The 13,752-nt window shown below is 39.5% G+C and carries 13 protein-coding genes; 6 read left to right on the forward strand and 7 right to left on the reverse strand.

Annotated features, from left to right (window positions below; genetic code table 11):
* Window positions 1-107 precede the first annotated feature (107 nt).
* The 4 genes from EHQ64_RS14420 (at window position 108) to EHQ64_RS14435 (ending at window position 6,163) form a co-directional block, all read left to right on the forward strand.
* The gene (locus tag EHQ64_RS14420) at window positions 108-3,083 is read left to right on the forward strand and encodes a DUF2339 domain-containing protein (protein ID WP_135650351.1); all 2,976 of its coding nucleotides are present in this window, start codon (window positions 108-110) and stop codon (window positions 3,081-3,083) included.
* Entirely contained in the window at window positions 3,076-3,960 is an 885-nt protein-coding gene (locus EHQ64_RS14425) for a M48 family metallopeptidase (RefSeq protein ID WP_135650353.1), read from the forward strand. The genes EHQ64_RS14420 and EHQ64_RS14425 overlap by 8 nt, the downstream gene beginning before the upstream one ends.
* 115 nt (window positions 3,961-4,075) lie before the next feature.
* The gene (locus tag EHQ64_RS14430; protein WP_135650355.1) at window positions 4,076-4,762 is read left to right on the forward strand and encodes an SIMPL domain-containing protein; all 687 of its coding nucleotides are present in this window, start codon (window positions 4,076-4,078) and stop codon (window positions 4,760-4,762) included.
* A gap of 240 nt (window positions 4,763-5,002) precedes the next feature.
* Window positions 5,003-6,163, forward strand: a complete 1,161-nt coding sequence (locus tag EHQ64_RS14435; RefSeq protein WP_246048775.1) for a hypothetical protein — start codon at window positions 5,003-5,005, stop codon at window positions 6,161-6,163.
* A gap of 48 nt (window positions 6,164-6,211) precedes the next feature.
* Here the strand turns inward: EHQ64_RS14435 and EHQ64_RS14440 are convergent, their stop codons facing one another.
* The 6 genes from EHQ64_RS14440 to EHQ64_RS14465 form a co-directional block, all read right to left on the reverse strand.
* A complete protein-coding gene (locus tag EHQ64_RS14440; RefSeq protein ID WP_425460433.1) occupies window positions 6,212-7,129 on the reverse strand; it encodes an SHOCT domain-containing protein in 918 nt (305 codons plus the stop codon).
* Window positions 7,047-7,307, reverse strand: a complete 261-nt coding sequence (gene csrA / locus EHQ64_RS14445; protein ID WP_020769544.1) for a carbon storage regulator CsrA — start codon at window positions 7,305-7,307, stop codon at window positions 7,047-7,049. The genes EHQ64_RS14440 and csrA overlap by 83 nt, the downstream gene beginning before the upstream one ends.
* Window positions 7,308-7,757 (reverse strand): flagellar assembly protein FliW, encoded by a 450-nt coding sequence (gene fliW / locus EHQ64_RS14450; RefSeq protein WP_135650358.1) that lies wholly within the window; start codon window positions 7,755-7,757, stop codon window positions 7,308-7,310.
* A 94-nt stretch (window positions 7,758-7,851) separates the two neighbouring features.
* Complete coding sequence (locus EHQ64_RS14455) at window positions 7,852-9,117, reverse strand: flagellar hook-associated protein 3 (protein ID WP_135650612.1); 1,266 nt, start codon at window positions 9,115-9,117, stop codon at window positions 7,852-7,854.
* A gap of 32 nt (window positions 9,118-9,149) precedes the next feature.
* A complete protein-coding gene (gene flgK / locus EHQ64_RS14460; protein WP_135650360.1) occupies window positions 9,150-11,060 on the reverse strand; it encodes a flagellar hook-associated protein FlgK in 1,911 nt (636 codons plus the stop codon).
* A gap of 24 nt (window positions 11,061-11,084) precedes the next feature.
* Complete coding sequence (locus EHQ64_RS14465; RefSeq protein WP_167882407.1) at window positions 11,085-11,618, reverse strand: flagellar protein FlgN; 534 nt, start codon at window positions 11,616-11,618, stop codon at window positions 11,085-11,087.
* Window positions 11,619-11,861: 243 nt separating this feature from the next.
* On the opposite strand from EHQ64_RS14465, the gene EHQ64_RS14470 reads away from it, so the two are divergent.
* Together EHQ64_RS14470 and EHQ64_RS14475 are read left to right on the forward strand one after the other, a co-directional pair.
* Window positions 11,862-12,578, forward strand: a complete 717-nt coding sequence (locus EHQ64_RS14470; protein WP_135650362.1) for a glycoside hydrolase family 25 protein — start codon at window positions 11,862-11,864, stop codon at window positions 12,576-12,578.
* Between the two features lie 70 nt (window positions 12,579-12,648).
* On the forward strand, window positions 12,649-13,098 hold the full coding sequence (locus tag EHQ64_RS14475) for an acyl-CoA thioesterase (RefSeq protein WP_246048776.1): 450 nt from the start codon (window positions 12,649-12,651) through the stop codon (window positions 13,096-13,098).
* A gap of 2 nt (window positions 13,099-13,100) precedes the next feature.
* Here the strand turns inward: EHQ64_RS14475 and EHQ64_RS14480 are convergent, their stop codons facing one another.
* Complete coding sequence (locus tag EHQ64_RS14480) at window positions 13,101-13,706, reverse strand: ASCH domain-containing protein (protein WP_135650364.1); 606 nt, start codon at window positions 13,704-13,706, stop codon at window positions 13,101-13,103.
* Window positions 13,707-13,752 lie beyond the last annotated feature (46 nt).

Raw genomic sequence — 13,752 nt, forward strand, 5'->3', positions numbered from 1 at the left:
GTTTCTATCTATTTTATCCACGTTATTCGAAAAAGCCCTTATATTGCGAGAAAACCGGTTAAAAATAAATTTACACTCAGATCCCATATGTTGAACTCATTTCGCCTATGGATTTTTTGCTCGGTTTAGTCGGCTTTTTTGTCGGCCTATTCTATCTACTCATCCCATTCATTCTATTATCTAAGATCAACGGACTTCAAGAGAAGGTACAAGACCTCGAAAACAAATTAAAACAAAAAGATATTGTTCCTGAGCAGGAGAAACAGGCAGAAAAGAAGAAGCCTACTGTAAAAGAAGAAAAGCCGATCGTAGTCAGGGAAACTATCCCAGAACCAAAAAAAGAAGCGCCTAAAGCTGCGACTACCAAAGCATACGCCCCTCCCCTTCCCTTACCAAAAAGAGAACCTCAGCCAATTCCTCAAAAATCGGAAGCATGGGCAAAACTCGAAAAACAGATCGCGAATAATTGGACCGGTATTTTAGGGACCATCATCCTCGTTATGGGTGTAGGATTCTTAGGGATCTATGCTGCGTTAAACATGTCTCCTTTCTTTCGGTTCTTAATGGTCTTAGGGATCGGAGTGGGATTGTTTGCAGTTTCCGTTCTTTTAGTAAAAAAAGAATTCTGGGAACAGATAGGTTATTGGTTAAGAAGCGGTTCCGGTGCCGTAATTCTCTTCTCCTGCGTTGCTGCAGTTTCCGTTCCAGGAATGAAATGGATAGAATCCGAATTTTATGCGCTACTATTGATCATCGCGGGTATCTCAGTAAATTTAGGACTTGCATGGCAGACCTCGCAACAGAAATTCGCAAGCTTACATATCGTACTAAGTTTAATTTCTTTAGCTATTCTTCCCTTAAGCACTCTTATCTTCCTACTCGGAGTAGGAGTTTCAGTTTTCAGCGTTGTATTGTCCTATAGATCAAAATGGGAATTCCATTTAATACAAACCGTAGTTTCGTTTTTAATATTAAATTTCATTTATAAAGGACATTTTTCGGAACAATTACATATATTAAATTCCTCGCATTCCAGGATTTGGGGAATATTGGGAACCCTGGCCATTGGAATTCCTTCCATACTAGTACATTATAGAAAGATCTATTCATCCGAAAATCTAAAACATCTTCCTTTCATTACTCATCTTATCATTTGGGCAAGTATCGGCCTCGGGCTTTCGGTATATTCCACCGGCTCAAAATGGAATCCTCCGGTCTTAGTTCTGATCTCGATCGTACTTTTCTTTTGGGCAAGAACCGCTCGTGAAAAATTAAAAATACGCTGGTTATACCTAACCGATACACTTGTATCTCTCGCACTTGCCTCGATCGGGATCTTACTTCTCACTCGTTGGGAAATCGATGTTTATCTCATCAATGTGTATATATCCGTACTTTTCTTTATATTCTTCGTAGTAAGCGCCGAGGAAAAAGAAAATCTTCTGAAAGGAATAGGAGCCGTTCTTCTACACCTTTCTTGGTTTGGATATCTAGTACTCTTGCTAGCAAAATACTCCGGAGGAAATGATCTGGGAACTTGGCCCGTAGTAATCACTACGGTCTGGATGATCCTTTTGAGTTTTGCAGTTCAATTATATGACGAGATCCGTTATAAGGAAGCACCCGAGTCTTGCGATGATATCTATGGATTTGGAGGAGACTCTAAAATATCTCCTTCCGGTATTTTCTCAGGTTTACTTGCCTCTGCTATTTGTTTCCAAACATTCAACTGGAAGTATTCGGAACTTTGCCTTCCTATTTTCGGAATAGTGATTCTAGCAGTACGCCAATTCAGAAAATGGAATGGACTCGGGATCGGAATACTATTCTTTACTGCCGCTTTACATTGCGAAGTGATCTATAGGATTTACGATCTGGAAAGATGGGAAGTTCTCTTAAAAGATCTACCTACGATCCTATTCTGCTTCTTAATGATCCCTCTCTCAAAGATCCAGATCGGCAAAGAAAAAACCGTATATTTCTCTATACCAGGGACAATATTATTTTCCTTGCATGTCCTATTTTTGACATATTGGGTAACACAACCGATCTCTCCCTTCTTACCAGGGATCATTTGGCTTTTACTTTCTCTTGTTTATCTCGAAACCAAACATTTTATTTCTGCTCGTGAATCGAAATGGGAGAATACTTGGAAATCTTCTTTTACTTCCGGAAAAACCGTTCTGCAAATTTTTGCACTCACGTTCGTGGTCTTATTTTTAGGAGCACATACACTCGTTCATCTTCAATCGGAATTATATGTAGGCTTTTTTAAGATCCGATTTTTGATCCAGGCTTTGGCGGTCGGAGTATTCATATACTGGGCCAATAGCCCTAAACAAGAAAGTGGTTCTTCCGATCTTTGGAATTCTATTTTAACTCTGTTCTGGGAATTGACCGCTATATTCTGCACAGCGATAATAGCATTAGAGATCCCGAATGTATGGCTCCCTGTTGCTTGGATTATCTGGGCTTATTTCCTAAATTGGATCAGTCTCAAACTATCTTGGGGGATCACAAGATTCAGATTTTATTCCTTATGCTTCTATTGGTATTCATGCATTCATGTGGGATTTATTTCTAGTTCGGCACTCACTCCTTCCGAATACTGGGCTAACCAGGAATGGGTGGGAGGACTAGTTGGGATCCTATTGCAGACAGTGTATTTAGTAAGAATGTATCTTCTTCCTCCTTATCAAGGAACCGAAGTGACGGGGTATCCAGAAAAGATCCGGGCGATCTCGGAAAAATTGGATCAAAAGTTCGAGGTAATTATCTTCTACCCTCTTTTCGCTGCTGTTGCTCTATTCCTATTCTGGAGTTTCGATTCTTCTCTACTTACATTATTATGGATGGTAGAAGTATTCGTAATTTTCCTATTAGGGATCATTTTCAAGGCGCAACATTTCAGATACGTCTCCCTAACCGCGATGTTAGTTTGTTTGCTAAGGTTGATCTTCTGGGATCTTTCCCAGTCTTCTACGATTACAAGAGCCCTCGTATTCTTAGGAGTAGGAGGAATATTGATCTTAATGAATACTCTTTATAGCAAATTCGGAAATAAGGAGAAAACGGATGTTTAATCGCCGACCTATATATTTTATTCTTCTAATCTTATTCGGCGGAGTTATATCCTTCTTAGCGATAAAGAGTAAGGCGAATGTAGAACTTCCGGCAACTCTATCTCCTGCCTTTCAACTTTTGGGTAAACCTGTCAAAACCTTGGATAGGTCTCTAACCAAATTAATGCCGATCAGCGATCTAGATGAAAAGAAATTAGGAGATTCGATCGCGTTAAGATACGAATCTTATGCGGATGAAAAGGATCCGGATCTCATCTATCTTCGTAGTTTGATCTCCAACTTGACTATTGGAAAAGAGAAAAGATTCGAATATAGGATCTTTATAATGGACTCTTCTGTGCCAAACGCGTACGCGATGCCTGGAGGTGTATTGTTTGTAACGAAAGGGTTGCTAAACATGGTGACATCAGAAGCTGAACTAGTGGCAGTACTAGGACACGAGATCGGCCATGTGGAACTTTCTCATTGTATGGATATGGTGAGAGGGGAATTATTAGCTCGAAAAATTGGAGCCTCTACTCTAGGAGAATTAGCGGATTTGACTGCAGCTATTCTTCTGAGACCTGCCTTCGGAAAAAATCAAGAGGATGAATCGGACCAATACGGATACGATCTCTTGTTGAGAGAGAATTATGATCCATTTGCAATGGGCAGAACGTTTCTGAAACTGCAGGAAGAAAGTGGAGGAAAAGAGAATGCAGCTTCTCCCATCCAAGAATATTTTATGACCCACCCTTATTTATCTCATCGTTCGGAGAAATTTTCTGAAAAGGCAAGAATGGAAGAGGAAGGGAAATATTATTTAGGGAAGAAAAACCTGAAAAAAAGAACTTCTCGTTATCAAAATGAATATGATCAGGAGTTCATAACACATTAAAAAATCGTAACTCTTTCTTACAGATTTCAATTTCTATAACCAAGAATAAAATTTAAAATTCCGAAACCTCCTGGAATTTTTCGGCAGGGAAAAAGGTCCTATCGTAGGAGTTTTTATGAAAAAAATATTATTCGGGTGCATATTCTTATTCATCGGTCTCGGCTCTCTCGCCTCCGCAGAACAGGAGAAGATTTTAATTGTAAGCGGAACGGCAAAAGTTGCAGTTCCGGCAGAGTTGGTAGAAATCCGGATCGGGATCGAAACCGAATCCAAAACCGCAGAGGAGGCTCATGGAAAAACTTCTTCTAAATCGGATTCCTTAGTTAAATATCTAAAGAAGCAGTCCTTATTATCGCTACAAACGGAAGCGATACGTCTTCAGACTCTGTATGAGTATCCTAAGTCTGGACAAAGACAGATCAAAGGTTATGTAGCGTCCAATATAATACTCATCAGAGCAAAGATAGAATCCGCTGGCAAATTAATTGATGAGTCCATCCAAAACGGAGCGAATCAAATTCTTGGGATCAGACTATTAGCTACGGAAATAAATTTAGAGAAAGCATCTCACGAAGCTTTACAACTCGCAGCAAAGGATGCTCGCAAAAAAGCGGATACAGTTCTTTCGGCATTGGGCTTAAAATTTAAGGATTTTGTTGAGATCCAAGTCGAAACTCAAGAAATTTCCGATCCTTATCCCATGACGGACGGATTTCAAGCGATGAGTGGAAAAGTAGCAACTCCTATCGAAGCTGGAAATTTATTTCGCGAATCAAAAATCATATTGAAGGTTTCTTATTAAAAAAACCGCAAATAAGTGAAAAAAATCTGTCTTTTCAATCGGTTATATGGGTATGGTATTTATGGATTGTTACCTAAGTACCAATAACCCGGTAAATAGTTAACATATATCCAATTCTCTTCACTATTCTCACTACGTGAGCGGCCCTTTCGGGGGCCGCTCCGGTCTTTTGTTTTTTTGTCTTGATATCTCCCGAATTAATTGGTGTCTTGGGAAAAAAATTATTACTCTGGCACCACCATGATGAAAAAAAAGATCCTAGCTTTATTGGCAACATTGCTAATCAATTTCGCTGTGTTCGGACAAGGGAACACTCCGAATCAAAAACCAACTAAAAATCCTCCGCCTCAAAATCAGCAGAATCAAAACACTGCTCCGATACAAAATACCAATAATCAGAACTCTAGTAGCAGTTCGGATTCAGGAGCAACGTATTCAGGTTTATTAACTATTCTTGAATTGGATGCTGTAAGCGGTGGTCTTCAAAAAGGCGGACCTCAATCCGTAAACGGGATCTTAAATAGTGTTCGTTTAGCAAATAGCGTACTTGGAGATGCTCCTGAATTTTTCAAAGAAAATACTTCCACTACTCCAGAAGGTGGTTTCACTCCTAAAATTCGTTTAAGCCAACAGCTTTCCGATAATACTTTTATTGGGATCAATTATTCAGCTGGTGAAAAGTCTCTTACCAAAACAACCACTACTAGCACGAATAATCGTTATACCGAAGATTCGATCAAACCTGTTACGAACGAATGGAAAATAAGATACGGTTGGGGACCATTAAATCTTCTGACCAGAAATGACTTTAGTTATGAATTTTCTATCGGATACGGACGTTCTTCAACTACTGGAAACTATAATAACATTGGGATTAAATTGCCAGGTTTCTCGGAAGGAGCTTCCGATGATAAAAGCGGTTATGCACTTTCAAGCGGTCAGCTAAAATATAATATTACAAATTTCTCAATCGATTACGGAATTGCCGTGCCGATTTGGGAAAGATTGAACTGGTATTTCCGTGGAGATTTTAATATGTTCTGGGGAAATATTTCAATGGCTGCCTTCCAAACCGGTGTCGATACGGGAGGAACTGCGGGATCTTATTCTCCGATCCAAGGCACAATATTTAAATCTAAAGACGGATTTTTTGAGGGCCTAAGCGGTTTTTCACTTAGCTTTGAAACCGGATTTATCATCAGGATTTTCAACACCTTCGGGATCAGGGTTGGAGGATTCTACCAATTAAGTACTTTCAGTGTCGGTGGAGTTCAAGGTTTCAATATAGCTCCGGGAAGTACTCCTGTAGAAATTGGATCGGTAGACAACCTAGCTTCTACCTTAGATAATAAACAGTTCGGTAACTACGGAGGTAGTTTCGGGCTAGTTAAAAACTTCTAAGTTTAAGTTCTGTAACATGAAGATCCGGAGATCATCCTGATTTCCGGGTCAGAGTTCCTTTAAGATCTCCGCTTTTTTCTTTTCATATTCCGGCTTAGAGATCAATTTTTTATCCAATAGTTCTTGTAATGTTTTCAAACGATCTTCTATCGTTTTGGGGATTTTTTTGGCGGAACTATTTGTATTCGTTTTAGAAACATTCGAATTCCAGAATATATTCTTAATACAGATCTTATTTTTTTCTTCTTCTCCTGCTTGCAAAGAAGGTAGGTAGTCCAACCCATCCGGACGGATTTCTGGGAGAAATACAGAATTACGGGAAGAAGGATCCGGTTTGGAGATAGGCACCAGGGTCCAATCCCGAAAAGAATATGTAGTTTGAAAATCAAGCACCTGACCTATTTCAGAAAATTCTAAAATAAGGCATTCAGGAGAATTTCTTAAGTAAAGAACGGTCCTTCTGATCCTAAGCCCAGGGCGTATAGGATCCTCTCTTTTGATTATTATTTGATACGCTTGAGGAAGCCCATCCGGAATTTCCGCTTCGGCCTTATATAATAACTCACCCAATCGGGAAGATTCTTCTTCATTAAATAAACGAACAGGCTCAGAATTAATAACTCCAGTGTCCGAAACTCCGAGGAACTTAAAAAGTTTTTCCCATCTAAGTAAAAACTCATTTTTATCCATTAGATCAGGAGGTGCTCCCGTTAAGATGGTTGTAGCAACAGGAAGCCAAGACCCAGGTTGTAGAAAGATCGGGGTCTCAGAGTTCTTTTTAAGATAATATAATACGATTGAATCGGATGAAGATGCCATCCCCTTTCTCTGGGAAGATAAGCAGGAAACGGCGAAGAATATTAAGAAAAGAAAAAGTAGAGATTTAAGATTTTTCTTTTTTGCCTGAGTCGGTTTTTTTAAGCATGCTGCCAATTTTTCCCAATTCCTCCGGCTTAATTTTAGCACCGGCAGCCTTTTTATTTTCGGCCTGGATTTCACGATATACTTCCGCTCTATGAACGGAAACTTCTTTAGGAGCTTTAACTCCTATTTTTACCTGATCCCCTTTGATATCCACGATAACGATCTCAATATCGTCACCGATAATAATGGATTCATTGGTACGCCTAGCTAGTACGAGCACTTAGGACATCTCCACAGTGGCGCTTTCCAAAATCCTTTCACGTACGGAGTGGATCTCGTTGCGGGAAACGAATTGGCGACCGGTCAAATCCTTCTTATTAATCAAAATAGGACCTTGTAAATTTGCGGTCATAGAAGCAGGGTCGTCGTTCGGAATCGTCACTATGACTAAGGTCAAAGCTTCCGAAACATCCTGCAACCCGATTTGGGAAAGTTCTTCCTGACTTAAAAGAGGTTTGTATTCTTTTTTGAACAAAGAAGGAGGAATTACTACAAAAGCAAGATCCACTTCATCGATGGATTGTAACCATTTAAATACCGACTCTTCGTCTTCCTCGATCAAGGCGAATTTTTTATATCCGCCAAAACCTAGAAGTCCTTCCGGAAAATTGACAAGCTGACGCTCCGAAATCTCTATTTTTCCGAAAGGTTTGCTATGAATCTCAATCATCGACTGACCTGTTTTTCAGAGCTAGGCTCTTAGTTTATCCTTTTTTCAATTCGCTACAAGAAGAAATCTTAGAAATAGATCCTAAGGCTTCCTATTATCTTAAGAAATCCATCAAAGTGGTCTTAATCACTTTGGACCCGACGTTAAGCGCATATTGGTGGATCGTTTCCAACCATTTCAAATTCATGATGGTTTCAGGAAAATCGATCCCCTCGTTTTTAGCGAGTATCTCGGTCATATACGACTTATCGAATGCGACTCTTTGAGAATGTTCATCCAAACGATTCATCCTTGCACCAACGATGGATCTGTATCTAAGAACGTTCTCCAAAGCAAGATCCAAGTCCTGAATATCACGACCTGAAATTCTTTCTTGATCTTTCTGGATCAAATCGTTACGGAATTGGATCAATACGTCGAATACGGAAAGACCGGTAACTGTTGCGGACTTGCTATAATTGTTTGGAGGTTCTGAATTTCCTGCATCGATCAAACCGATATCTCTTAGAACGGTTCCTCCATCCACATCTTCCAACCAGATCTGGTGAGGTGCAGTTGAACTAAGACTGATATTATCTTGAGCAAGTTTATTCGCCTTTGCTTCGATCGGAGAATTATTGATCTTATCAATGATATCATCAATCGTGTCACCTGCTGAAACTTGGATCTCTACTCCATCGATCTTAAATTTTTGATCGGAAACAGCAACATATCCTGAGTTATCCACACGGCTTGTAACGCTCATATTCGTTCCCCAGAAAACTTTGTTTCCTGGAATAGTGACAGGGATATATTCTCCCTTCTCTATTTCGCGAATTTGTTCTCCGATATCACCACGATATTCCACTCCGATGTATTGGTTTTTTAATTCCAATCCTTGGAGTCCTTTGATCTTGGATTCGATCGGCTCGAAAGGAGGCCTTTCAATTACGTGACCACCGAATAAAGGTCTTCCGGTTGCATCTCTAGTGTTCGCAATATCTACTAATGCTCTTAAAAGTTCATCGATCTCTTTACCGACAGCAACTTCTAATTCGAAACCTTTATCACCTTGATAAATACCGTTAGAAGCTTGGACCGCAAGAACTCTGGCTCTTTGGAATAAATTCCCGATACGATCCAGTTCTCCATCTATCTGTTGTAATCTTCCGAAACCGTCGTCGATATTCGCTTGGAAAGTATCCAACTCGTTCATCCTTGATCGGAAGAACATTTGATTGGTAGCCTTTCCAGGATCATCGGAAGGGACGCGAATTTTTTGACCTGTCCCCAATTGGTTTTGGGTTTCATCCAAGGCCATCTGGTGACGATTTAAAGTTCTCACCAGAGTGTTATTTTGCATCATGTTAGTGATCCGCATCATGGCTTCGCCTCCTTGCTATTCCCGCGGAATTAAACGCCCAAGCGGTTGATGATCGTATCCAGAATCTCATTCATGGTATTGATCATCTTCGCAGATGCGTTATACGAGTGTTGGAACTGGACCATATTCGCCATTTCCTCATCCAAGCTTACACCCATCACCGATTGTCTCATATTTTCGAGATCGGTCATTAGGTCCGTTTGGATCCCAAATTCTTGTTTTGCTTCTCTTGCTTCCGTTGCCAGTTTAGAGATTAAGCTATTATAAAAATCGTCTGTGGTCTTGGAGTAATCCACCATCACAGGATTATTTCTAAGGGAAGAAGCTACTAGAAGAGCATTCCTTCCGTCCTTATGCCCGCCCGGAGAATTATAATCTCCTGTTCCACCTACATCCTTACCTCTTGCGGCAGCGATATTCGCCACGTTATTCGCAATCTGCTCGTTCACTCTAAAATGAGAAGAAGGATGAAAATGAGGAGATAAAGTAATGTCTTCCGGTTTGGATTGAAGTTTAGTGATCTCTCCTAAACGTTTATAATCATAAGCTCCGGATGGGCCGGAAGCCATGAGCATTCCAGTTAAACCTACAAGTAATTCTCCAGAATCTTCGATATGTCTAAGAATGAAATTTTTCTTAGGAGTATCTTCCGCAACAGTAGCTTTGAAAGCTAATTGGTTATCATGGTTCATATAAGCCACAACTCCAACCTTAGAAGCGTTAATACGTTTGATAATTCCGTTCAAAGTTTCATTCGCAGAATACGGAATTAACACCGGAGTTTCTTTTTCATCCGGTTTTAAGAATGTCATTGTTCCGCTGATCCCAACTGGACGATCCGGATCTAAAGTATTCTTACCACTAACTCTAAAGATGGCAGTAATATCATTCTGCCCATCTCCGTCGGAGTCATATTCTCCGAAAGTATTCAATGCTAAAGAACGAATATCGAAGAAGTTTTGGTTCGTATTTCCGTTTAGTCCGAAACCATCTTTATGGATCTCGTTGATCACATCCATTACGTTGATCGCAAGAGCATCCACTTGGTCGATCTTCTCTCCGAGCATTTTGTCCCGAACTTCGATCAAACCTTGTAGTCTTCCTTTCTTCAAAAGAACTGGATCTCCGGTGACTTTCCAATAAAGATCCAAAAGTCCGTCTTTAGCAGGATTTCCTAATATATCGATACGGTTCAGCTTTCCGCCTTGGACAAGGATCTGCTGACCGATAAAGACCATCAATTCGTCTTCGTCACTTCTTCCGATCGTGATATCTGTTAAGCTAGCGAGCTCTTGTAAAAGAGAATCTCTTTTGTCATAAAGATCGTTCGGTTTATCTCCTAAGGCTTCCGACTTAGCGATCCTCTCGTTTAAAGTACGGATGTTCTCTCCGATCGTATTCAAATGAAGAGCATGAGATTCTATTTCACGATTCGCCTGATCTCTTAATTGAGAAAGTTTGCGATACACATCTTCAACTCTGCTTCCAAGACCTTGGGCTTTTTCCAAAACTACGGAGCGATGTGCGTTATCTTCCGGATAATTTGCCAATTCTTCCCAAGAAGACCAAAATTTATCCATAAGGGTACGAAGTGTTGTACCATTCGGTTCATTAAAAATATTCTCGGCTTGGTATAAATACTCGTTCTTAGCCGCCCAATAATCCTTCACACCGGAAGTCTCGATAATTCTATCATCAATAAAATTATCTCTTACACGTTCGATAGAAGCGATCTCAACACCTTGGCCGATCTGCCCCAGAACATGTGCACGGTTTAAAGAAGGTTCATAAAGGGGATCAGTCGCTTGAAGCACGACTCTTTGGCGCGAATAATGTTTATTATCCGCGTTTGAAATATTATGACCGGTAGTTTGTAAGGCCTGCTGGTGAGCAGCCAAACCTCTTTTACCTATTTCTAATCCGGAGAATGTGGATCCCATACTTTCTTCCTCCTATCCCAAACCCTACGCAGAAGCGTTTACAAGCACCGAAGAACGTTTCTTCTTATTTCTAACCGTAGAGTTTTCATCCTCATACACTTCTACTTCTCCGCTATTTGCGTTAACGCGCATCGCATCAATTGTAGCTTTTAAAAATTCCTGTCTGGTTCGGATCAATCTATCGTTGGCCTTAATTTTATCCTTCAGCCGATGAACAGTGTCCTTTAATCTTGTTCCGAGTTGTTTCAGTTTGTGCTCGGATTCACGATCTATCTTATTTAAAAAATCAGTAAGTGTTGGAGTTCCTTCTTTAGGAATTCCTAAATTATTAGAAGTATATACGTCGTGGATTGCGGACATACGAACTCTTTCCAGTTCGCTTGCATGAACGATCAATTCGTAAGTCTTTTTAGAAATTGTTTCCAAAGATTTTCCGTCCGCTTTTGTGATCGATTCAGTCTTTTCTTTCTCTAACTCCAGGATTTCGGAGTACAGACGGATCTCTTCCTCAAAAAGGGAAGAAACCCGATCCAACCATTCTTCTTTATTTAATATCATTGTCCGGTCCCTGTTCTTTAATTCGGCGGAATCCAGAATTTTATGAGGGGTTTTTTTAGAAATTCGGGGATTGGAAAAGGAAGAAGAAGGATAATGAAGAATTTTCTAAAGAGAAAAGAGCGATCTGCCGAAATCTGAATATCAAAGAAGAGACATAATTTTTCCGCCTATAGGACCTCCTACAATTTTGAAAAAGGGTGACCGGATTCAATCCCTTCAGGATTTCTTAATAGAAAATCCAAAATGAAGTTCATTCAAAAAATTATCATACTACTCACCATTCTCGCATTAAGCACAATTTGTTTGTATTTCGCCTTCGATAAAGGGATCCTCTGGTTCGTTTATCCTTCCGAGACAGAGTATCCGGTCCGAGGAATTGATGTTTCCAATCATCAAGGAGAGATCGATTGGAAGAAGATCTCAGAAAGTAAAATCGTTTTTATTTATATCAAAGCAACGGAAGGAGGGGATTGGAAAGATAAATCCTTCTCCAAAAATTGGGAAGAAGCAAATCGAGTCGGCCTAAGAGTAGGAGCGTATCATTTTTTTACCTTATGCAGACCAGGGAAAGAGCAAGCGGAAAATTTCATATCAACCGTTCCAAAGGACCCCGAATCATTACCTCCGGTTGCTGACTTAGAATTTGTAGGGAACTGCAAGGAAAGACCTCCTATGCAGGACATAAAAAAAGAAATCGGGGACTTTCTCATCATTTTAGAAAAACATTATGGAAAGAAGCCGATCCTCTATCTTACTTACGAATTTATAGATTCTTATTTAAAAGATAGTTTCTTAGAATATCCAGTTTGGATCCGAGATATATTCGGACATCCAAGTTCTTCCTTTGAGAGAAACTGGATCATTTGGCAATATCATAGTAGAGCAAGGATTAAAGGAATAGAAGGACCGGTAGATCTGAATGTTTGGAGAGGAAATTACGAGTCTTTGAAAAACTTATAAAACGATCGCTTTTGTTCCAAAACCAAACAAATCCGAAGCTTAGTTTTTAGTTTGAATAGTTTGCAAACAAATGCCTCCTGATTTGAGGACATATAAGTTCAAAACAATGGCAAATAAGATCTACACAGTAAACAAGATCATCAGAATGCAACATTGTGATCCGGGCGGGGTCGTATTCACTCCTCAATACTTCAATTTATTCGTAGAAGCGATAGAAGATTGGTTTAGAGAAGGGATCGGATTCGGATTTTCACAAATGGTAAGTGAAGAACAACAAGGCATCCCTGCCATGAAGATCATCGCAAAATTTTATAAACCTTCTAAGTTAGGAGATCTATTAGAGTTTAGAGTAAAAGTAAAAAGACTTAGGAAACAAAACATCTTAATCCATGTAGAAGCTTTATGCGGCGAAGAAAGAAGATGTTCCGGAGATTTTTTACATGGATTCGCATCTCTCAAAAGTTTAAGCCTGACCGACTGGCCAACTGAAGTTTTTAGGAAATTAGAAGAATATTCATAAATCTATTGTTTTACTTTTTTCAAAAAAGATTCTCCTCTAGGAGATATTCTGTATCCAGTTCCTAAACTTTCCGTTAAACCTTTGTTTTTCAACTTTCTGACTAAAAGTTTGAGTTCTTCTTTTTCGATCCCGATCTTTAAAGACAGGTCTCCTGCTTTCATTGCAGGAAATTTTCGAATTAGTTTCAAAAGAGGGATTGTCCATTCTCCATGTTTAGATCTTTTATCCCAAGATCTTAAAAGTTCGTGAAGTTCTTCATACTCCTGATCAGAACTAAAAGTATTTTCCCTTAACTTAATTCTGGGATCAGCCCCAAGCAGACGAAATTCGATTTTATATAATTCTCCGGGAATCTTTGAATATAGATCCTTTTGTAGATCTTCTATAGATCCATATCCTGCTTTTATTATTTCAGCCTTTTTGATCTTGGAGATGGAATACTTTTCTATCTTTATAATTTCCAAAAGCCCACCTGGTGTCTGAAGTGTGCCTCCTTCTTTTACACTTGATTTTCTCCAATTTCGAAAAGCAATCGTTATGGAGCCGTCCTTGATCCCGTCTAAGAATCGATTCTTAAACAACATTCCAAAAATATGAAGATCTGTCATATTCTCTCAAGTAAAAATTAAACGGTCGTTTACCTAATCTGTATTT

It is taken from the genome of Leptospira sarikeiensis (assembly GCF_004769615.1).
GTDB lineage: Bacteria > Spirochaetota > Leptospiria > Leptospirales > Leptospiraceae > Leptospira_B > Leptospira_B sarikeiensis.

What these genes read in the sequence shown, in the direction of transcription:
- EHQ64_RS14420 (WP_135650351.1), top strand. Translation starts at nt 108, where the DNA reads ATGGATTTTTTGCTCGGTTTAGTCGGCTTTTTTGTCGGCCTATTCTAT.
- EHQ64_RS14425 (WP_135650353.1), top strand. Translation starts at nt 3,076, where the DNA reads ATGTTTAATCGCCGACCTATATATTTTATTCTTCTAATCTTATTCGGC.
- EHQ64_RS14430 (WP_135650355.1), top strand. Translation starts at nt 4,076, where the DNA reads ATGAAAAAAATATTATTCGGGTGCATATTCTTATTCATCGGTCTCGGC.
- EHQ64_RS14435 (WP_246048775.1), top strand. Translation starts at nt 5,003, where the DNA reads ATGATGAAAAAAAAGATCCTAGCTTTATTGGCAACATTGCTAATCAAT.
- fliW (WP_135650358.1), bottom strand. Translation starts at nt 7,757, where the DNA reads ATGATTGAGATTCATAGCAAACCTTTCGGAAAAATAGAGATTTCGGAG.
- EHQ64_RS14455 (WP_135650612.1), bottom strand. Translation starts at nt 9,117, where the DNA reads ATGCGGATCACTAACATGATGCAAAATAACACTCTGGTGAGAACTTTA.
- flgK (WP_135650360.1), bottom strand. Translation starts at nt 11,060, where the DNA reads ATGGGATCCACATTCTCCGGATTAGAAATAGGTAAAAGAGGTTTGGCT.
- EHQ64_RS14465 (WP_167882407.1), bottom strand. Translation starts at nt 11,618, where the DNA reads ATGATATTAAATAAAGAAGAATGGTTGGATCGGGTTTCTTCCCTTTTT.
- EHQ64_RS14470 (WP_135650362.1), top strand. Translation starts at nt 11,862, where the DNA reads ATGAAGTTCATTCAAAAAATTATCATACTACTCACCATTCTCGCATTA.
- EHQ64_RS14475 (WP_246048776.1), top strand. Translation starts at nt 12,649, where the DNA reads ATGCCTCCTGATTTGAGGACATATAAGTTCAAAACAATGGCAAATAAG.
- EHQ64_RS14480 (WP_135650364.1), bottom strand. Translation starts at nt 13,706, where the DNA reads ATGACAGATCTTCATATTTTTGGAATGTTGTTTAAGAATCGATTCTTA.